Source organism: Novosphingobium sp., assembly GCF_039595395.1.
Classification (GTDB): Bacteria; Pseudomonadota; Alphaproteobacteria; order Sphingomonadales; family Sphingomonadaceae; genus Novosphingobium.
Window position 1 is genome coordinate 1,183,778 of the sequence record NZ_JBCNLP010000006.1, and the last position, 20,106, is coordinate 1,203,883.

General features: G+C 63.9%; 13 protein-coding genes. 8 read left to right on the forward strand and 5 right to left on the reverse strand.

What is annotated here, in order from left to right:
- Positions 1-70: 70 nt before the first annotated feature.
- Together ABDW49_RS25005 and ABDW49_RS25010 are read right to left on the reverse strand one after the other, a co-directional pair.
- Positions 71-952, reverse strand: a complete 882-nt coding sequence (locus tag ABDW49_RS25005) for a hypothetical protein (protein ID WP_343616244.1) — start codon at positions 950-952, stop codon at positions 71-73.
- A gap of 288 nt (positions 953-1,240) precedes the next feature.
- A complete protein-coding gene (locus ABDW49_RS25010; protein WP_343616245.1) occupies positions 1,241-2,194 on the reverse strand; it encodes a LysR family transcriptional regulator in 954 nt (317 codons plus the stop codon).
- A 162-nt stretch (positions 2,195-2,356) separates the two neighbouring features.
- Here ABDW49_RS25010 and ABDW49_RS25015 point away from each other — a divergent pair, with 162 nt between their 5' ends.
- Positions 2,357-3,469: an aromatic ring-hydroxylating dioxygenase subunit alpha gene (locus ABDW49_RS25015; RefSeq protein ID WP_343616247.1), complete on the forward strand. Its 1,113-nt coding sequence runs from the start codon at positions 2,357-2,359 to the stop codon at positions 3,467-3,469.
- 78 nt (positions 3,470-3,547) lie between these two features.
- Here ABDW49_RS25015 and ABDW49_RS25020 read toward each other — a convergent pair whose 3' ends face one another.
- Positions 3,548-3,793, reverse strand: coding sequence for a LuxR C-terminal-related transcriptional regulator (locus tag ABDW49_RS25020; RefSeq protein WP_343616249.1), 246 nt, complete (start codon positions 3,791-3,793; stop codon positions 3,548-3,550).
- Between the two features lie 328 nt (positions 3,794-4,121).
- On the opposite strand from ABDW49_RS25020, the gene ABDW49_RS25025 reads away from it, so the two are divergent.
- From ABDW49_RS25025 to ABDW49_RS25035, 3 genes are all read left to right on the forward strand, one after another.
- Complete coding sequence (locus ABDW49_RS25025; RefSeq protein WP_343616251.1) at positions 4,122-5,468, forward strand: gluconate:H+ symporter; 1,347 nt, start codon at positions 4,122-4,124, stop codon at positions 5,466-5,468.
- 14 nt (positions 5,469-5,482) lie between these two features.
- Positions 5,483-6,160: an FCD domain-containing protein gene (locus ABDW49_RS25030; protein ID WP_343616252.1), complete on the forward strand. Its 678-nt coding sequence runs from the start codon at positions 5,483-5,485 to the stop codon at positions 6,158-6,160.
- 168 nt (positions 6,161-6,328) lie between these two features.
- Complete coding sequence (locus ABDW49_RS25035; protein WP_343617392.1) at positions 6,329-9,304, forward strand: glycosyl hydrolase family 28-related protein; 2,976 nt, start codon at positions 6,329-6,331, stop codon at positions 9,302-9,304.
- A 123-nt stretch (positions 9,305-9,427) separates the two neighbouring features.
- Here ABDW49_RS25035 and ABDW49_RS25040 read toward each other — a convergent pair whose 3' ends face one another.
- Positions 9,428-12,412, reverse strand: a complete 2,985-nt coding sequence (locus ABDW49_RS25040) for a TonB-dependent receptor (protein ID WP_343616253.1) — start codon at positions 12,410-12,412, stop codon at positions 9,428-9,430.
- Between the two features lie 35 nt (positions 12,413-12,447).
- Complete coding sequence (locus ABDW49_RS25045) at positions 12,448-15,450, reverse strand: glycosyl hydrolase family 28-related protein (RefSeq protein ID WP_343616254.1); 3,003 nt, start codon at positions 15,448-15,450, stop codon at positions 12,448-12,450.
- 256 nt (positions 15,451-15,706) lie between these two features.
- Between ABDW49_RS25045 and ABDW49_RS25050 the strand changes: the two genes are divergently transcribed.
- The 4 genes from ABDW49_RS25050 to ABDW49_RS25065 all read left to right on the forward strand — a co-directional run bounded on the left by ABDW49_RS25050 (position 15,707) and on the right by ABDW49_RS25065 (position 20,055).
- Positions 15,707-16,240, forward strand: a complete 534-nt coding sequence (locus ABDW49_RS25050; protein ID WP_343616255.1) for a gluconokinase — start codon at positions 15,707-15,709, stop codon at positions 16,238-16,240.
- 31 nt (positions 16,241-16,271) lie between these two features.
- Positions 16,272-17,039, forward strand: a complete 768-nt coding sequence (locus ABDW49_RS25055; RefSeq protein WP_343616257.1) for a ThuA domain-containing protein — start codon at positions 16,272-16,274, stop codon at positions 17,037-17,039.
- Positions 17,040-17,198: 159 nt separating this feature from the next.
- Positions 17,199-18,224, forward strand: a complete 1,026-nt coding sequence (locus ABDW49_RS25060) for a Gfo/Idh/MocA family oxidoreductase (protein WP_343616259.1) — start codon at positions 17,199-17,201, stop codon at positions 18,222-18,224.
- 148 nt (positions 18,225-18,372) lie between these two features.
- Positions 18,373-20,055, forward strand: a complete 1,683-nt coding sequence (locus ABDW49_RS25065; RefSeq protein WP_343616260.1) for a c-type cytochrome — start codon at positions 18,373-18,375, stop codon at positions 20,053-20,055.
- Positions 20,056-20,106: the final 51 nt, after the last annotated feature.

The window sequence follows — 20,106 nt, forward strand, 5'->3', positions numbered from 1 at the left end:
TTCCTGAAACACGACACCGCCCGGCCCGCAAGGACCGGACGGTGTTCGACGGCATCAGCCGCAAAAGCGGTCAGGCCTTGGGCGCAGCCTCAGCGGCAACAGCGGCAACAGCCGCGGCAGGCTGCGGCTCACGCGCCATGCGGCGCGGCTTGGCAGCGGCCTTGGGCTTGGCGTCCTTGCTCTCGGTTGCCTTGGCGGCGGCGGGAGCGGCGTCAGCCTTCGCCTTGCGCGCGGTGCGGGCAAGCTTGGCGGCAGGCGTTGCCGTAGCGGGCGCGGCCGTCGTGTCAGTCGCTGCAGGTGCGGCTTCCTTCACGGCGCTGGCGGCCTTCGCCGGCTTGGGCGCGGCCTTGGTCTCGGCGGCCACCTTCGCGACAGTCTTCGCCTTGGTCACCGGCTTGGCGGCGGATTTGGCAGGCTTGGCTTTCGCGGCAGGCGCGACAACCTTCTCGTCCGAGGCAGCCTTGGGCGCGGTCACTGCCGCGGGGGCCGTGAGCCCCTGCAACAAGGCCAGGCCCTCAGCCTTCGCCTTGCGCGGAGCGCGGGCCGGCTTGGCGGCGGCAGGCGTGCTGGCGGCCTTCGCGGTCGATGCGGTCACAGCAGCAGCGGCGCCCTTGGCGGCCGCCTTGCGCACGGGCTTCGCAGCCGTGTCAGCAGCGATTTTGCCCGTACCATTCAGAGCAGCAACAGAAGCCGTCTTCGCGGCGGGCTTGGCCTTGGCTGCAGGCTTCGCCTTGGCCACCGGCTTGGCGGCGGTCTGCTGCTTGGCAGGGGCAACCGGCTTCGCGGCAGGCGCGCCCGTGCTGTTCCCGTCGAACGCGGCAAGCACAGTCTTCAAAAGATTGGAAACATCCGCAAGGGCGGGATGGACGTTGGGGTTCTGCAGCCAGGCGATGGTAATATCGGCGGCAAGCTTGGATGAACTCTCGGTGTTGTCGGATACAGTGTCGGCCATGGTCACCCTCGTCGGATAAAGGTGGCACGGGTTACGCCTCTTCTCGCTTTTCGTCAAACATGCCCTGCTTGCGGCAGATCAATCGACCATCTTTGCATGAGGTGATGCCCAGGTCGAACATCACCTTCGAACGAAGAGACTGTTTGGAAATCCGGCGGAAGCCGGATTTGCGGTACCGGCCCTCTCCCCCACCCGGCCACCCATAGAATACTGCCGTTGGGTGGCCGGGTGGGGGAGAGGGCCGGTACCGCACTGAACATGCGCTGTCGCGCATGTTCCAAACGGACTCTAAGCCGATCCGAGAAACCGCGACCAGAAAGGCGACAGGCCACTTTCCGTCGGATTCCTGCCGCGAAACAGATCGGCCACCTGTTTGCGCAACCAGATGATCGCCGGATCGGCATGCCCACGCCGGTGCCAGAACTGTTTGAGCTCCACCGGAGCAACATGAAAAGGCAGAGGAAGAATGTTGAGTTTCAACACCTTCGCATAGATCGTCCCCACCGAGCGCGGTACCACCGCGATCATGTCGGACTGCGCCACCAGCAGCGGCACGCTCATGAAATGCGAGGATTGCAGACGGATCCGGCGCTGATAACCCAGCTCCTGAATGCGGTTTTCAAAACGCTCCTGACTGCGCCCCGGTTGCCGCACCACGATGTGATCGGCCTCCAGATATTGGGCGAGCGTAAGGTGATCGGTGATCGCGGGATGACCATCGCGCACGAGGCAGACAAATTCATGGTCGAACAGGGTCTGCTCGAACAGGCTCGTCGTGTCGATGTCGACCAGATGCCCGATGGCCAGATCGATCGTCCCCGCCGTCAGCGCGCGCAACAGCTCATCAGGCCCCAGATCGACCGAACTCAGCGAGACGCCCGGCGCCACCGCCGCGCAGGAAGCCACCAGATCCGGCAGGAACGACAGCCCGCCCAGATCCGACATGTTGAGCACGAAACAGCGTTCGCTCTGCGCGGGATCGAACCGTCCGGTGGAAACGATATCCGCGCGCAGCGTGCCCATCATCTGCTGAACGGGGGCCCGCAACTGCTCGGCCAGAACGGTGGGTACCATGATGCCGCCCTGACGAAAGAACAGCTCATCATCGAAATGGTCGCGCAGGCGGCGCAGCGCGAGACTGACGCCGGGCTGGCTCAGCCCAAGCACCCGCGCGGCGCCCGATACGGAGCCTTCGGCAAAGATGGCGTCGAGCACGCGCAGCAGATTGAGGTCGAGCATCATTTCCAGGGCTTATACAGATCATAAAAAGATAGCGCGATGCTTATAATCCCTGCGCCTGTTATCCTGCGGCCACAACGGATCTGCAGGACCATGTCCAGAGAAGGACCTGCCGACAGCACGATGCAATCGAGGTCGCACAGGCCCGATCGGGAGATGATACGCGTGAACACAGCACCCACCCGCGACGAAACCCCTGTTTCACACGCCAGCGTTTCGCAAGCCCCTGCCCCCTGGCCGCGCAACGCCTGGTATGTGGCGGCAACGCCTGACGAGGTCGCGGACAAGCCGCTCGGGCGGCGCATCTGCGGGCATCGCATGGTCTTCTTCCGGCCGGAGTCGGGCGGGGTGGTCGCGCTTGAGGATTTCTGTCCGCACCGGGGCGCGCCGCTCTCGCTGGGCTTCCGACGCGGCGACACGCTGGTCTGCGGCTATCACGGCCTGGCGGTGGATTGCCGGGGCAAGGCGGACAACATGCCCGGCCAGCGCGTGCAGAATTTCCCGGCAGTGCGACAGTTTCCGATCGTCGAACGCTATGGCTTCATCTGGGTATGGCCGGGTGATCCGGAGCAAGCCTCGCCCGACAAGCTGCATCACCTCGAATGGGCCGAAAGCGAGGACTGGGCCTATGGCGGCGGCCTCTATCACATCAAGTGCGATTACCGCCTGATGGTCGACAATCTCATGGACCTTACCCATGAAACCTATGTCCATGCCTCCAGCATCGGGCAGAAGGAAATCGATGAGGCGCCGGTCAAGACCCGCGTCGAGGGGCAGGAAGTCATCACCAGCCGCATGATGGACGGCATCAAGGCGCCCCCCTTCTGGCGCATGGCGCTGAAGGGCGCGGGGCTGCCCGAGGATGCCACCGTCGACCGCTGGCAAATCTGCCGCTTCACCCTGCCCAGCCATGTCATGATCGAGGTCGGCGTCGCGCTGGAAGGTCATGGCGGTTACGAGGCGAATCGTTCCAAGAAGGCATCGAGCATCGTGGTCGATTTCATCACGCCGGAGACCGAGACCTCACATCACTATTTCTGGGGCATGGCGCGCCAGTTCGCGGTGGAGGACAGCGCGCTGACCGACACGATCCGTCAGGGGCAGGGCAAGATCTTTGGCGAAGACCTCGACATGCTGGAACGCCAGCAGCAGAATCTGCTCGATTACCCCGAACGCCAGCTTCTCAAGCTGAACATCGATGCGGGCGGGGCACGCTCACGGCTGATGATCAACCGCGCCATCGCGGAAGAGGAGGGCAGCGCGGTTCCTGCGGCCTAGCGCCCCCTCGGGCCTGCTCCCCACCCAGAAGGGGCGGGCCCGACCATCATGTCAAACGGGGTGACGCCCGTCCGGCGATCAGGCCACCGTCTTCAGAAGATTCTGCGCGGCCAGCGCCACCTGCGTGCGGTTGCGCACATTCAGCTTGCGCATCAGCAGCGTCATATGCGCCTTCACCGTCTTTTCGGCGATCCCCAGATCGAAAGCGATCTGCTTGTTGAGCAGCCCGGAACGGACGCCCTGCATCACCTTCATCTGCGTGGGCGTCAACCGGACCGGCGGCGCGGAGCCAACACCAGCGCCCTCAATGCTCACTTGCTGCATCTCTCAAGCCTCCTCTTGCCATGTCCGCTCGCCCGGCTTCCCGGCGAGGCCTTCTTGTGTGCCATGCAAGCCCCGCCCGATCATGGAAGATTCGGTAGGATGGCCCGATGTGGTTGGACAACCCTTGAATATTGCGACGCTGTTCCGACGTCAATCTTTGTTTTTCTGCTTTGTTAGCCCTATCATCTGTTATACAGCTTTTTGGCATGACAAGACCGAAGGTGACGCAAAAGCGCACCCAAGCGGACCACGGAGAGGACATGAATGTGATCGCAAGCCTGCCATTCCGGGCGCCCGGACCAGACCGGCATCCCTCACCGGAGGCCGTATGATGACCGAGGACATGCGACTCATCCTCTCGGCGGTGCTGGGAATCGCTGCGGCCATCACGCTGATCGTCAAGGCGCGGTTCCATCCGTTTCTGGCGCTGCTGTGCGGTGCCTTTCTGATCGGCCTGCTCACGGGGCTTCCTCCGGCAGAGCTGGCGCATGCCGTGGAAAAGGGCGCGGGCGATGTGCTGGGCGGCACGGGGCTGGTCGTCGCGCTGGGCCTGTCGCTGGGCGCCATGCTGCAGCTCTCCAACGGGGCGGAGGCCGTAGCGCAGGCCGGCCTGCGGGTGAGCGGTCCGCGCGCGGCGCCATGGATGAGCATGGCCGTTGCGCTGCTGCTGGGCCTGCCGCTGTTTTTCGAAACCGGGCTGGTGCTGCTGCTGCCGATCGTGGCCGCCGCCGCTGACGGGCTGAGCGGTGGCAAGGACACATCAACCATGCGCCTGCGCCTGATGCTGCCCGCACTGGCCGGTCTCTCGACCTTGCATGCGCTGGTGCCCCCTCACCCCGGCCCCTTGCTGGCGGTGACGGCCCTTCACGCCAATCTGGGGCTGACGATGTTCTACGGCCTGCTGGTCGGCCTGCCCACGGCGATCATCGCCGGGCCGCTGCTGGCGGGCATCATCGCGCGGCATGTACATCCTTCCGCGCCGGTGATCGGCAAGGCCGAGCCGCTGGTGCAGGCGCCGGGCCTCAGCGCCTCGCTGATCGCCGTGCTGCTGCCGGTGGTGCTGATCGCGCTGGGTCAGGTCAAGGCCGTGGTGCCGCCCGCCATGGCAGCGCATCTGGGCTGGACAGGGCTGGTCAGCAATCCCGTCTTTGCGCTGGTGCTGGCCAATCTGGCGGCCATGCCCCTGCTGTTCGGGCGGCGCATGTGCGCGGCGCCCGTGCAGGGCGCCATCTGGGCCGAAGCGATGAAACCGGCCGGCGCCATCATTCTGGCCATCGGCGCGGGCGGCGCGCTCAAGCAGGTGCTGGTGACCGCCGGGCTTGCCGATTTCCTCGCGCATCTCGCCTCGCATGGCGGCATTCCCGCCATTCCGATGGCCTGGATGACCGCTGTCTGCATCCGTCTGGCGACCGGCTCGGCCACTGTGGCCACCATCACCGCCGCCGGGATCATGCCCGCCGTGGTCACCGCCACGGGCGCCTCGCCGGAATGGACGGTGCTGGCCATCGGCGCCGGGTCGATCTTCTTTTCGCATGTCAACGATCCGGGCTTCTGGCTGGTGCGCAGCTATCTGGGCACCAGCACGCCCGATACGTTTCGCAGTTGGTCCGCCATGGAAACCGTCGTTTCGGTGGTGGCTCTGGCTTTCGTTCTGGCGGGCAGCTATCTGCTGTGATGCGGGAGGGAACAATGCAGGAAGGACGGCTGGCCGATCGGGCCTATGCGGGCATCATCGAGATCATCAACACCGAGGATCTGGAAATCGGCAACCGCCTGCCCTCCGAGGCGCGGCTGGCCGAGATCTTCGGCATTTCCCGCACCATGGTGCGCGAGGCGCTGGTAAGGCTGGCCTCCGACGGCATCACCGAGGCGCGGCGCGGCGCGGGTTCCTTCGTCAAGCGGCGGCCCTCGATGCGGCTGGGCTCGCATATGCAGATGATGGACCTGTCGGCCACCATGGGCAGCTATGAGGTGCGCTTCGTGCTGGAGGCTGAAGCGGCGCGGCTGGCCGCCATGCGCCGTTCTGTCGAGCAGATGAGCGCCATCCAGCGCGCGATGGACAATTTGCGCGCGGCGCTGATTTCCACCGGCCCGGCCCATCTCGAGGACATGCTGCTGCATCGCGCCATCGTGCTGGCCACGGCCAATCCGGTGTTCCTTTCCTGCTTTGACCATATGCATGAAGAGGTCGACCGCATCATGCGCGCGGGCGTCGACATTTCCCGCTCACGCCCGCCCGAGGCGATCGGCGCCATGCTCAATGAGCATGAGATGATCGTCGAGGCGATCAAGGTACAGGACGGCGATGCTGCCGCTCTGGCGATGCGCTGGCACCTGTCGCAGGGGCGCAAGCGGCTGATGCCCTGACCACCGAACGGTTGCAGCGGGACGAAAAGCCGGGACCTTGGTCCCGCATGTCCTGCCACGCCGCCTCGCCTATCAACAGCGCATATCCATAGGAGACGATGCGTGAGGTTCAGACATGTTCTGATGCTGGGGTCAGGCCTTTGCCTGCTGGCACACACTTTCCCGGCCATGGCCGCGACGGACCCGGCGGAAAGGCCGATGCTGGCCGTGGCCCCCGCCGACCCGTTCGCGATCACCGTGCATGGCGTGGGCGACGGCAAGGCCGATGACACCGCCGCGATCCAGCAGGCGCTCGATAGCGCCGCGGAGAAGGGCGAAGGCATCGTCTTCCTGCCTGCGGGGCGCTATCGCATCACCCGCTCGCTGTTCATCTGGCCGGGCCTGCGCCTGTTCGGCACCGGAGAACGCCGCCCCGAACTGGTGCTGGCCGACAGTACGCCCGGCTTCCAGAAAGGCGTCGCGACGATGGTCATCTTCGCCGGGCGCGGCCCCAAAGAGGGCAAGGGTCCGGCAGGCAAGGTGCCCTTCCCGCCGCCTGACGCCGTTCCGTTCAATCCCGCCATTGCCGATGCCAATCCGGGCACTTTCTATTCGGCCATGGAGGGGATCGACATCGCCATCGGCGCGGGCAATCCGGCGGCGGTGGGGGTGCGGTTCCATGCCGCGCAACATGCCTATCTGCGGCATATGGACTTCCATGTGGGCTCGGGGCTGGCGGGGCTCTATCAGGTGGCCAACGCTTGTCAGGATCTGCGCTTCTTCGGGGGGCGCTATGGCATTCTGACCGAGAAGCCATCGCCCGCATGGCAGTTCACCCTGCTCGATTCCAGCTTCAGCGGCCAACGCGATGCGGCCATCCGCGAGCATGAGGCGAGCCTCACGCTGGTCAATGTCTCCATGCGCGACGTGCCGGTGGGGATCGACATCGACAAGGGCTATGGCGACTGGCTGTGGGGCAAGGATGTGCGCTTCGAGAATATCTCGAAAGCGGGCGTGGTGATTTCCAACGAGGAGAACGCCTACACGCAGATCGGATTTGAGAATGCGGTCGCCAGCGGCACGCCGACCTTCGCCCGCTTCCGTGACAGCGGCAAGGCGGTGGCAGGCGCTGGCCCGGCCTATCGGGTGAAAGAGTTCACCTATGGCCTGACCTTGCCCGGACTGGGCACGATGGGTACCTATCAGACGCGGATGGATCAGGCGCGCATTGCCGCCCTGCCGCCGCGCCGAGGTCTGGCCATTCGTGCGCTGCCTGCCACGAAGGACTGGGTCAATGTCCACACGCTGGGCGTGAAGGGCGATGGCACCAGCGACGACACTGCCGCCCTGCAGCGCGCCATCGACACGCATCGCGTGCTCTATTTCCCGACCGGGCGCTACGCCGTGACGGACACGCTGCATCTCAAGCCCGATACGGTGCTGATCGGCCTGCATCCCGATCTCACCCAGATTGTTCTGCCCGATGGCACGCCCGGTTTTCAGGGAATCGGCACCCCCAAGGCGCTGATCGAGAGCGCCAGGGGCGGCGAGGCCGTGGTCACCGGCCTTGGCCTGTTCACCGGCGGGATCAACATGCGCGCCACCGCCCTGCTGTGGAAGGCGGGCGCCGGATCGCTGGTCGAGGATGTGAAATTCCAGGGCGGCCATGGCACGCGAATGGCCGATGGCTCACGCTTCGATCCCTATGATGCCACGCACAGCGCCGACGCGGACCCGCGCAAACGCTGGGGCGGGCAATATCCTAGCCTGTGGGTCACCGATGGCGGCGGGGGCACCTTCAGCGACCTGTGGACGCCCGACACCTATGCCCGCGCGGGCATGTATGTCTCGGACACGCAGACGCCCGGCCATGTCTATGAAATGTCGAGCGAGCATCATGTTCACACCGAATTTGCCCTGAACAATGTCGCCAATTGGGAGTTCCTCGCCCCCCAGACCGAGGAGGAAAGCGGTGAAAGCCAGGAGGCGGTCTCCTTCGACATTCGCAACGCGCATGATATTCTGATCGCCAACCTGCATGCCTATCGCGTGACGCGCACGGTGCGCCCCGCGCTGATGGCGGTGCGTCTGCAGAACGCAAGCAACATCCGCTTCCGCAACGTGCATGTGAACGCCGAGAGCGGGCTGGGCACCTGCGACGAGAACGGTTGCGCCACAAGGCTGCGCGCCAGCAAATTCCCCTTCGAAAACGCCATCGTCGATATCACGCATCGGCTGGAGATGCGCGAGCGGGAGTTTGCCGTGCTGGATGTGCCCGCCAATCCCTCGGCGCCACCGGCCACCCCCAGCGTGACCAAGCTGGCCGGCGATTTCTACGCGGCGGCGGGCGGCGTGGTGGATGCGCAGGGCAAGCTCTATTTCGTCGATCATCACAGCCACCGCATCCATGGCTGGAGCGAGGCTGAAGGCCTGACCGTCGAGCGTGACGACCCGCTCGATCCGGTCAATCTGACCATCGACCGGGCGGGCAATCTGATCGTGCTGTCCTCCTATGGGCGCAACGGCACGGTCTATGCTTTCAAGCCGGGGACGCCGGACACCGCCCTGACGGTGATCCCGCCCACGCCTGCCGCCCCGCATCAGGGCGCCCTGACCGCCCTGCCGGTCAACCTCTGGAACAATGGTGAGTTCAAGGATCAGTACGATCCGACGACTGACCATTTCACCACACTGGCCGAGATGTTCGCGCGCGATATGGCCGAGCCCAAGGCGCAAGAGTATGTCTCGCCCGACGGCAGTCTGGTGCTACCGGCCTTCCGCATGTTCCAGCAGGGGCCGTCGGATCATCGTGGCTGGCGCTTTGGCGATACGATGGATGCCTATGGGTTTGTCACCGCACAGGCCGGAAGCCGCGTGTTCCTCAGCAATGAGTCCGAGGACAAGACCTATTCCGGTCTGGTGGGTGCGGGCGGCAGCGTCACCGATTTGAAGCCCTTCGCCAACCGGGGCGGGGAAAGCGTGGCGGTGGACGGCCAGGGCCGGGTCTATGTCGCCAATGGGCAGGTCTTCGTCTACGACCGCGACGGCAAGGAGCAGGGCCGCATCGATGTGCCCGAACGCCCGCTGCAGCTTCTGCTGGGCGGCACGGATCGCCGCACGCTCTACATCTTGACCCAGCATTCGCTCTATTCGACCAAAATCTGACGCGAGCGAAAGCTCTCGACCATCAAAAAAGGGCGTTTCCACAACGATGTGGAAACGCCCTTTTTCTGTGGCATTCGCCTGACGGTGACCGCTTCCCCGCAAGGAAGCGGTCACCCTTCAACCTCAGAAATTATACCGCACACCAAAGCGATACATCCGCCCGATCACATCATAGAGCTGCGGATTGACGTCGATACCGGTGTTGGTCTGCGGCGATCCCGCCGGATCGTGATTGAACAGATTGTCCACCTTCACATAGGCCGTCAGCTTCTTGGTGATGTTGTAGGTGCCGCCGATGTCGATGTAGAGCGCACCGGGCATGCGGTTGTAATCGACGGTCGGGTGGTTGACCGTGGAGGCCGGGCAATTGGTCTGGCAGACGATGTATTCATTGTTGAACACGCCCGCGCTGAACCAGCGCTCGGTCAGGCTCAGGCTGAACTTGTCGGTGTCCCAGCTTTGCGTGGCCAGCACCTTCCAATGCGGCGTGGCGCCCGCATTCACCCCGGCGCCCTGCGTGGGGATCGTGCCCGGCAGGCCGGTGTCGGTGATGAAGTTGCGCACATTGGTGCCCAGCGCGCGCAAGGTCAGGCTGCCCGGCAGCTTGATGCTGTCGAGATTGAAGCGATAGCTCGCCTCGATGTCGAAGCCGTCGGTGAAGATCGAGGCCAGGTTGAAGGACTGCACATTGGCATAGGGCGTGGCGGCGGTCAGGTTGAAGGCGCTGCACAATTGCGTCACGCCCGCCGAGCAATAGTTGATCTCCTGCTGCGCGCTCAGGGCCGAGATCACGCCGGTCATCTTGATGCGATAGTAATCGAAGGACAGGCTGAGCCCCGGCGCCCAATGCGGCCGCGAGAGCACAATGCCCGCCTCGGTGTTGCGCGCGATTTCGGGTTTCAGCGCCGAATTGCCGATGGTGTTCTGCTGGATGATCACCGACTGGTTGTTGGTGGGGTTGGTGATGCCCGGCACGGTGATGGTGATCGGCGCGGCATAGAGTTCGCTCAGATTGGGCGCGCGCACGTCGCGTGAGGTCACCGCGCGCAGGCGGATGCCGTCGATCGGCGTCTGCCAGGTGCCGCCGATCTTCCAGGTGTAGACCGTGCCCGACGTGCTGTAATGCGTGCCGCGCCCGGCCAGGTTCAGGTTCGCCTTGCCCAACTTCTGACTGTCGAACAGCGGCACGTTGAGTTCGAGGAAGCCCTCGTAGACATCATACTTGCCGGTGCCATTGTGATAATTGCCCGCATACCAGTTGTTGCCCGCGGTGTTGAGCAGCGGATCGGCGGGATAGGCCGAGGTGTTGGGATCGTCCGCCGTGACGCCATTGCCATAGGGGTCACCGTTGACCTTGTAATATTCATGCCGGTACTCGCCACCGAAGGCGACCGACACCGGGCCGCCCGGCAGCGAGAAAGGCTGGCCATTGATCGCCAGGCTGACCACATCCTGCGTCTGGCGGGTGTGCTGGTAAGGCCCGTTGGCGGGCGAGATATAGGCCAAGGTCGCCGCGCTGGGCGTCGCCCCGCCAAAGATGTTGAGCGGCTGGCAGCCCGAGGCCACCGCCACCGCGCTGGCGCAGGTGATCGTGCCATCAGGCTGACGCACCGCCTGAATCGCGGCGCTGTAGCGGTTGTTGAGCGTCATGTTGCTGACGTGGATGTCGGTGATGTTCTCACCATGCTCGTAATAGCCGTCATAGGACCAGTTGGTGCCCAGCACATCCAGCTTGCCCTTGGCGCCGACCACACCGCGGATCTGGCGGCGCACCGGATTGACGTTGATGAAGTCCGGCAGCACCGCATTGCTGACGCCATAGCTGAAGCTGGTGATGCCGGCCGTCGTGCACATGGCCTGCACCGAGGCAGGCACGAAGGGGTTGGAGCATTGCATCGTCAGGCCGGTCTTGGCCGCGCCGGGGTTGGGCGTGTTGTTCGAGGCCACGCGCGAGACGTTCAGCGTGCCATAGATCTCGTTGTTCGAATCAATGTCGAAACCGATGCGCCCATAGCCATCCCAGCGGGTGATTTCCGACTGCAGGCTGGTGCCGATGCCGACATTGCCCGACAGATCGCCGCCCACGCAGAAACCGCCATAGCAGTTCGACACATTGCCCGCCGCATTACGCGCCGGAACGCCATTCGAGCCATAGTTGAAGTTGAAGGGATTGCCGTTCTTGTCAAAGGCGATGCCCTGCAGCGGCCCTGCCGAGATCAGGCCATATTTGGTGTATTGATAGGACTGGACATGCTGGCGGTAGAGATATTGCGGACCGCCATCGCCCGGGTTGATGCCACGGTTGATCAGTGTGTCGGTGTTGTACCACGTGCGCCCATTGGCCGCCGCCTCGCCGAAGCCGCCGGCGGGGATGCCGTCCTCATGGCTGTATTCGCCGCTCAGCACCACATGCAGGCGGCCGTCGAGGAAGCTCTTACCGCCCGCTGCCTGGAAGGTGTAGTTGCCGTCATCGCCATAGGTGGAGATGCCGCCCTGCACATTGGCCTTGAAGCCTTCGAAATGGGTCTTGGTGATGAAGTTCACCACGCCGCCCACCGCGTCCGAGCCATAGGAGGCCGAGGCGCCGCCGGTCACCACATCGACCCGCTCGATCAGCAATTGTGGGAACAGGCTGACATCGGGTACGCCGGTCACATTGGCGCCCACCACGCGCTGGCCGTCGATCAGCGTCAGCGTGCGGATGGTGCCCAGACCGCGCAGGCTGAAGGAGCTGAGGCCCTGCGTGCCGCTCGACGTGCTGTTGGTGCCCACGGTGGCGCCGGTGCTGCCCTGCAGCGAGGGCAATTGCGCGATGGTGGTGAAGACATTGGGCTGAGCGTTCTTGGCGATCGCCGCCGAGCTGAGCACCTGGGTCGGCGTGGGCGCGCTGAAGCCGCTGCTGGTGATGCGCGAGCCGGTCACGATGATGTCGGATGGCGAAGCTGAGGCAGGCGCCGGCGCGGGCGTTTCCGGCGCTGAAACCGGCGGCGGCGCTGCGTTCTGGGCCAGCGCCGGGGCGGCCAGCGTCAGGGCGATCAGCGCCCCGCCGCTCGCCAGCATGGCGCGGCACCGCAGGCCACGATGTGAATGATATTTACGAACAATCATTTGGTAGTCCCCCATTTATGGTTCTGATCGTCGGTTTACTGGCCCTTCACGGCGTAAAGCGCGTGATGGGTCAGGATGAAAAGGGTGCGGTTGTCCTCACCGCCAAACAGGATCTGCAGCGGGCGTTCGGGCACATCGATGCGGCCCAGATCCTTGCCGTCCGGCGCGAAGACGAAGACCTGCCCGTTGGCGACATAGACCCGGCCCTGGCCATCCACCGCCACGCTTTCCCCGCCCCGGTTGGCGAAGGGCTTGAGGTCGGTGACGCTGCCGCCCTGCCCGACAAGGCCTGAATAGGTCTTGTCCTCGGACTCATTGCTGAGGAACACGCGCTCTCCGGCGCGCGCGGTGACAAACCCATGGGCATCGAGCGTATCGGAAAAGCGCCAGCCCAGATGGTCGGGCGATCCCTGCTGGAACACGCGGAAGGCGGGCAGCACCAGACTGCCATCGGGCGAGACATACTCCTGCGCCTTGGGGGCGCCCATATCGCGCTTGAACATCTCGGCCAGCGTGGTGAAATGGTCGGTGGCCGGATCGTATTGATCCTTGAACTCGCCATTGTTCCACAGATTGACCGGCAGCAGGGTCTGCGCTGCGGGATGCGATGTGGCGGGCGTGGGCTTGATGATGTTGATCGCGCCATCCTGCGTGCCGGGTCGGAAGCTGTAGACGCCCGCCTCCGGCCCCAGCGAGGATAGCACCATCAGATCACCGTTGCGCGCCACCGCCAGATTGACCGGATCGACGGGATTGTCGCGCACCACACCCAGCCCGGCTTTGTCGGACCAGCTATAAATCCGCTGGAAACGGTGATCGACGAAATAGAGCGTGCCGTCCCCCGCCACCGCCGCGCCGGAAATCGACCAGAAGCCATCCTCCAGCTTTTCCACCTTCGCGCTGGCCGGGAAGGTGGAGGGCGCGGGCCGGGCCGGATCGGCCGTCACGTCGAGCACGGCAAATTCGCGTTCGCGCGTGTCGATCTTGTGCGTCATATCGACGATGCTGTTTTCGAAGGGGAATTTGCTGGCACGCAGATAGGTGCCGCAGCCATTGTTGTCGCAGGTGGCATAGCCGCTTTCGGCATTCACATGCACATTGCGGAAACGGATGTCGGACGCATTGTAGAGCTTCACCGCCATGGGCGCGGGCTTGAAATTGCGCGTCACGCGATAGGCGTGATAATTGGCGACGAGGATCTTGCTGGAGTTGCGGATTTCCAGCGAGACGGCATCGCCGCCCTCGCCCACTTCCTGCTCGGTCTGGGGGGCCAGGAACTCCCAGTTCTCCACACCATCCAGCACGATCTCGTTGCGGACATGATGCTCGTTGGAAAACTCATAGACATGCCCCGGCGTCTTCGTGTTCGAGACATAGAGGCCATTCTGCGCCTGCGTGTTCGGGGCCCAGATCGCCGCGAAGGTGCCGCCACCGCCATCGGTGACCCACAGGCCGGGATATTGCCCGTCCCAATGGTTGCTGGCCACCGGATCGCCGCCGGGGCGGCTGTAGAAGTCCAGCGGCTTGCCGTCGGCGATGAACGTGCCGCCACCGCCTTGGATCTTCACATCGTCGATCTGCGAACTGGCCCCGGCCTTCCACAGCACTGGCGTCACGCGCGGATTGACCCGGCCGCCAAACACGCCCAGCCCGAAGAGCATGTTGTCACCGCCCTTGGGTGCCTCGATCATCGGCAGCGGACCGCCGAGGCCGGCATAGGCCGGTGCGTTATCCGGCAGGGCGATCTGGGTCAGGCTGGGATGCATCCCGATCAGCACCGTATCGGGCTTGAGATGCAGCGTATCGCTGATCATGTAGAAACCGATGGGGAAATAGAGCACGCGATGGCTGTCGATGGCGCGCTGGATGGCAGCGGTGTCATCGCTTTTGCCGTCGCCCTTTACGCCCAGCGTGCGGACATCGACCCAATCCTTCGTCGCGGGCAGAGCGCGAATGGCCGGGGCGCGGCGCGGCGGCAGAGCGGCGATGCGCGCCTGATCCATCCGGGTCTGATAGGTGCCGATGGCGCCCTGCCCGGCCAGTGTCAGGCCATAGGTGAATTCCTTCACGCGGTAGGCGGGGCCAGCGCCCGCCACCGTCTTGCCGCTGTCGCGGAAGCGCGCGAAGGTCGGCGTGCCGCTGGCCACGGCGTTTTCAAAGCCGATCTGCGTATAGGCGTTGTCCTCGTTGGAGATGATCACGCCCGCTTTCGAGACATTCTCGAAGCGCACATCCTTGCCCCACAGCCAATCGCCATAGCCCTGATCGATATCGATCCCCACCGGCACATCGCGCATCGAGACATTGACCAGCGTCAACCCGGCCTCATGCTCGCGAATGGCAGCCTCACGCTGGCCACTGAAGCTGGAGTCCAGCAAGGTGAACTGCCAGGCGGGTGAGGTCTTCTCCGAAACGATGCCATAGCGGCCGCCGAAGAACCGCAGGTCCTCGCACTCGTTTCCGGCCTGATAGATGCCCGCGAAGCCCGAGCCGATGTGGAAGTCCATATGCGAAAGAAACGCATGCTGGGCCACGCGGAAGCGCACACCCGCCGCCGCCGGATTGCCCGCGCCGATCTCGATATCGATGTTGCTCATCGCCGAATAGAAGGTCGCCGAATTGGCGTCGCGCACCTTGTCGTTGAAGGGCACCGCGCTGGGCACCGGTTCGGGGACCTTGCCCACATCATACTGGTCGCCGCCCGTGAAGACGACCATCGTGCCCACCCCCTGCTGGAAACCCGGCGTGTTGTCCCCCAGCACCAGCACCGGGCGGGTGGCGCCCACGCCAAAGATGCGCACGCCCTGCGGCACCAGGATCGAGCGCGTCAGACGATAGCGGCCCGAGGGCAGGAAGACGATCCCCTCGCCCGTGCGTCCGCGCGAAGCGGCAATGGCGGACTGGATCGCGGCGGTGTCGTCGGTCTTGCCGTCGCCCGCGCCCTTCACGGTGACGGCACGCGGGTCCGCAGGCGCGCTGCTCCATGCCGAAGGCGCCGTGGCGGCCGAGGCTTGCTGCCCGCCACAGACACAGATCATCGTGAGTGCCAACCAGCCTCTGCGCATGCCCTACCCTTTTTCCGTTAGCGGTATCATTCAGATCCGCCCGTTTAGAGAGGCGATGTTAGGGGAGTCTGCCCGCCGCCACAGCAGGGACCAAGGTCCCAGTAGTTGGCAGCAGCAAGGGGGCGATAAAACACTGGAATCTGACGGCGCCATGACAGGACGCCCCCGGACAGGATGCCGGGACGATCACAGGAGATGGAAGCAGGTGCCGGGCAAATTTGAGACAGGCTTGCTGCCACCCCTGGCCATCACCGTGATGGGGGTAAGCGGCAGCGGCAAATCGACGCTCGGCGCGCTGCTGGCCAAGCAACTGGGCTGCGCCTTTCTTGAGGGCGACAGTTTTCATTCCACGCAGAATGTCGAGAAAATGCGCCATGGCATCCCCTTGACCGATGCCGATCGCTGGCCCTGGCTGGATGATCTGGGGGCGGCCATGGGCGAGGCGGTTGGCCGCGATGGGCTGGTGGTGGCGGCCTGCTCGGCCTTGCGGCGGAGCTATCGCGAAAGGCTGGCAACCGGCGCGCATCAGCCGATGGTCTTCATCCTGCTGAACACCACCGCCACGGAACTGGCGCGGCGGATGGAAGGGCGGCCTGACCATTACATGCCGCCCAGTCTGCTCAACAGCCAATTGGCCACGCTGGAAATGCCGGAGCCGGACGAGACAGCGCTGGTCCTCGATGCCAGCGCCTGCCCGGAAGACCTTGGCCATCAGGCGATGGCGTGGCTAACATGCAGAAATTCAGTCCTCAGACACACATAACACGGCCCAGGCTGCTGCCATTGAGGTGCTCATGACCCGCTTTCTGCTCATGCTCACAGCGATTTTCACCGCGATCCTGCCAACAGGCGCCATGGCCGAATCGCAATATCGCATTCTGGTGTTCGCGATCCCGAACAAGTACCATTATGAATATATCCCCGTCGCCAGGGACAGTCTGGAACATCTGGCCAAGCTGCATGAGTTCAGCATGGTCTGGACCAACCAGCCCACCGCTTTCGAGGGCGATCTGAAGCAATATGCCGCGGTGATGTTCCTCAACACCCCCGGCGAGGAACTCAACGACAAGCAGCGCGCCGCTTTCGAGGACTATATGCGCGGCGGCGGCAATGCGATCGTGGTGCATCGCGCGCTGATCATGCCCAAGCATGACTGGCCGTGGTATGAAAAGATGGTCGGCCGCAATTTCGTGATCCACCCCATGCTGCAGACCGGCGTGGTGACGGTGGAGGACAGCAGCTTTCCCGCCACCTTCGGCCTGCCCGCCCGCTGGATCTGGAGCGATGAGTTCTACGTCACGACCAATCCCCATGCGATCCCCATCCACACGGTGCTCGGCATCGATGAGAGCAGCTATGACCCCACCCGCATCTGGCCGGGACAGACCGCCGGTCCGATGGGGCGTGACCATCCCCTCGCCTGGTACCACAGTTGGGAAAAGGGCCGCGTCTTCGTGACCGCGCTGGGCCATAATGTGGAGATGTACCGCGATCCGCAGTACCTCTCCCATCTGATGGGCGGCATCTATTGGGCCGCGACGGGGCTGGGCCAGAAGAAATAACCGCCTGCCGGGCCCCCACATCACTGCGGTTGCTCTCGTCATCATTCGGGCTTTTCGGCTGAATTTTCCGTGGATTGAGGCGATTGCCATGGCCACCTCGAAGATGCCACTATCCCAGCACCTTCCTCTTGCTCGCCGCGTCAACACCGGAGACACATCATGACGACATCCGCGCCGATCCGCTGGGGCATCCTGGGGCCCGGCCGCATTGCCCGAGCCTTTCGGGATGGCGCGGCAGGCTCTGCTTCGGGCGTTATCGCGGCGGTTGCCTCGCGCCATCCCGATGCGGCGGAACTGGCCCACAGCTTCCCCGGTGCCCGCGTGATCGCCGGATATGATGCCTTGCTGGCCGACAGGGATATCGACGCGGTCTATGTCGCCACGCCTCACCCGCTTCACAAGGAGTGGGCTCTGGCCGCGATGGCCCATGGCAAGCATGTGTTGTGCGAAAAGCCGATGAGCATGTCCCTGCCCGAGGTTCAGGCCATGTTCGACGCAGCGCGCAAGGCCGGAACCTTCCTCGGCGAAGCCTATATGTATCGCTTTCATCCGCTGATCTCGCGCATCCTTGAGCTTGTCCGCGCTGGCGCCATCGGGGATGTTCGCCTGATCCAGTCGAGCTTCGGCTTTGCCGCCGGCCACACCGGCCCCGGCGATCGCCTCTTCTCCCCGGAGCTGGGCGGCGGCGCGATCCTCGATATCGGCGGCTATCCGGCCTCGATGGCCGCCTTGCTCGCTGGATGCGTGGGGCCGGACGAACAGATGGTCGAGCCCGAGCATCTTGAGGCCATGGCGCATATCGGCGAGACCGGCGTGGACGAATGGTCCTGCGCCATTCTGCGATTTCCCGGCGATATTCTGGCGACATTGTCCTGCTCGATCACGCTCGATCAGGACAATGTGCTGCGCATCATGGGCACCAAAGGCCGGCTCGAAGTGGACGAGTTCTGGTTCGGCAGCGGTAAGGATGGCGGGGTGAAGGCCATCCGGCTGTTCACATCCGACGGCAGGCTTGAGAGCATTCCGCTCGCCGAGGCGCGCAACCTTTACAGCTTCCAGTTCGAGGCCGCCAATCAGGCGATCCGTGCCGGGGCCGAAGAATTTCCTTCCCCCGGCATGACCGCCCGTGACAGCATCATCACCGCAAAAATCCTTGACAGATGGCGTAATGCGATAGGCCGCTAAACGCCAAAGAGCTTCGGATGAGCACTGGCGACTGACCTGTTCAGATGTTATGGGTATGACCTCGGGCTTATGCGGGGCGCCCGATCAGCTGATCTGATCAGCCAAGACCCGCTCCACCTTGCGAAAGCAGGTTGCGGAGCGTTGTCTGATGTCTTGGAATCCCTTACCTGTCGCCCGGAAACACTGGTTTCTTGCTGGTACCATCCTCCTGTTGCTCCTTGCGCTTCTCGGCTTTCAGTGGGTTTTGCCGGGGCTTTCGGTCGCCCGGCAGGAGCCGCCCCGCCTTGAGGTCGTGACGGCAAGCTGGCTTCTGCGCCACAGTGTCCCGGCCTCGGCGAAAGCTGCAAAGAACCCCTTGGGCAATCGCCCCGATCCGGCAGCCATTGCTGCCGGACATGACCTGTTTGTGCGGAAATGTGCATCCTGCCACGCCTATGATGGTGGCGGAAAGTCCGAAATGGGAGCCGGTGAATATCCCCGGCCACCAGCTCTGCATGCCCTTCTGCCATCCCTGAGCGACGGAGAGATTTTCTACCATATCCGCAACGGCATCCGGAACACCGCCATGCCTGCATGGAACATGCCCGATGACCAGATCTGGCGCTTGGTTGCCTATCTTCGCGCGCTGCCTCTTGTCGCCCCGCAGTTATCCGGCCCCATTGCGCCACGGCAGGAAGCGGCGGTGCGCGAAGCCCATTATGTCGGGTCGGCAACGTGCCGGTCCTGCCATCAGGAGATCTATGCGCGCTGGGCAAAAACAAGAATGGCCAATGTGGTGCGCGATCCGCGACAACACCCTGACGCCATCATCCCCGACTTTTCAAAGCCCGATGCGCTGGTCAAGTTCAAGGTCAGCGATATCGCGCTGGTCTATGGCAGCCACTGGAAGCAGCGGTATTTCAGGAAATCCGGCGATACCTACACGCCGTTTCCGGTCCAGTGGGACATCACCAACAGAAAATGGCTGCCCTATCACGTTCCCGACAAGGGCGGCGATTGGTGGGCCCGGCACTATCCCGACAAGGGCGATAACGCCAACCGCCCCACCGGGCCGCTGTGCGATGGCTGCCATTCGGTAAACTACAACATTGCCACCAAGGCTGTCGCCGAATGGAATGTCGGGTGTGAAATGTGCCACGGCGCCGGCAGTGCCCATGTCGCCAATCCGGCGATGGTCAACATCCTCAATCCGGCGCGGCAAGGCTATGTGAAGGCGAATGACACCTGCATCCAGTGTCATTCGCAGGGACAGCCGATCAGGAACCCGATCCGCGGGCAATATTATGACTGGCCGGTCGGCTATCATGCGGGCCTGAAGCTGTCAGACTTCTGGAAGCTGGAGGATCACAAGCTTGGTGAGCTCTCCTTCACCCACTTCCCCGACGGCACGGCTCACAAGAACCGCATGCAAGGCAATGATTTCGTGCAGAGCCTGATGTATGCGCGAGGTGTCACCTGCTTCAGTTGCCATGATCCGCATGGCAGCGGGAATGAGGCGATGCTGCGCAAGCCGGTCACGCAGGTCTGCCTGTCATGCCATGGCCCGAACACCCAAAACGGGCCGCATGCCGAAACGATCGAGGCTCATACGCATCATCTGCCAGGCAGTCCTGGCAGCCAATGCGTGGCCTGTCATATGCCCAAGATCGCCCAGACGGTGGGCAAGGTGAATGTCGCCAGCCACACCTTCCGTTTCGTGATGCCCGCGCAGTCCGAGAAGCTGGGCATCCCGAATGCGTGCAATGCCTGCCATAAAGACAAGACTGCAGCCTGGGCCACGGCGGCGATCAAGGGATGGGCCGATCGCTCGCCCTGGCGTGCCGATCCGTAGAGGCCTTCAGGATCGGCAAACGGCGCCTTTTCTCGAAACCGTCATGTCGCC

Bases quoted from the DNA above. Each gene is read 5' to 3' on its own strand.
- ABDW49_RS25005 (WP_343616244.1), bottom strand. From the start codon at position 952: ATGGCCGACACTGTATCCGACAACACCGAGAGTTCATCCAAGCTTGCC.
- ABDW49_RS25010 (WP_343616245.1), bottom strand. From the start codon at position 2,194: ATGATGCTCGACCTCAATCTGCTGCGCGTGCTCGACGCCATCTTTGCC.
- ABDW49_RS25020 (WP_343616249.1), bottom strand. From the start codon at position 3,793: ATGCAGCAAGTGAGCATTGAGGGCGCTGGTGTTGGCTCCGCGCCGCCG.
- ABDW49_RS25025 (WP_343616251.1), top strand. From the start codon at position 4,122: ATGATGACCGAGGACATGCGACTCATCCTCTCGGCGGTGCTGGGAATC.
- ABDW49_RS25030 (WP_343616252.1), top strand. From the start codon at position 5,483: ATGCAGGAAGGACGGCTGGCCGATCGGGCCTATGCGGGCATCATCGAG.
- ABDW49_RS25035 (WP_343617392.1), top strand. From the start codon at position 6,329: ATGGCCGCGACGGACCCGGCGGAAAGGCCGATGCTGGCCGTGGCCCCC.
- ABDW49_RS25040 (WP_343616253.1), bottom strand. From the start codon at position 12,412: ATGATTGTTCGTAAATATCATTCACATCGTGGCCTGCGGTGCCGCGCC.
- ABDW49_RS25045 (WP_343616254.1), bottom strand. From the start codon at position 15,450: ATGATCTGTGTCTGTGGCGGGCAGCAAGCCTCGGCCGCCACGGCGCCT.
- ABDW49_RS25055 (WP_343616257.1), top strand. From the start codon at position 16,272: ATGACCCGCTTTCTGCTCATGCTCACAGCGATTTTCACCGCGATCCTG.
- ABDW49_RS25060 (WP_343616259.1), top strand. From the start codon at position 17,199: ATGACGACATCCGCGCCGATCCGCTGGGGCATCCTGGGGCCCGGCCGC.
- ABDW49_RS25065 (WP_343616260.1), top strand. From the start codon at position 18,373: ATGTCTTGGAATCCCTTACCTGTCGCCCGGAAACACTGGTTTCTTGCT.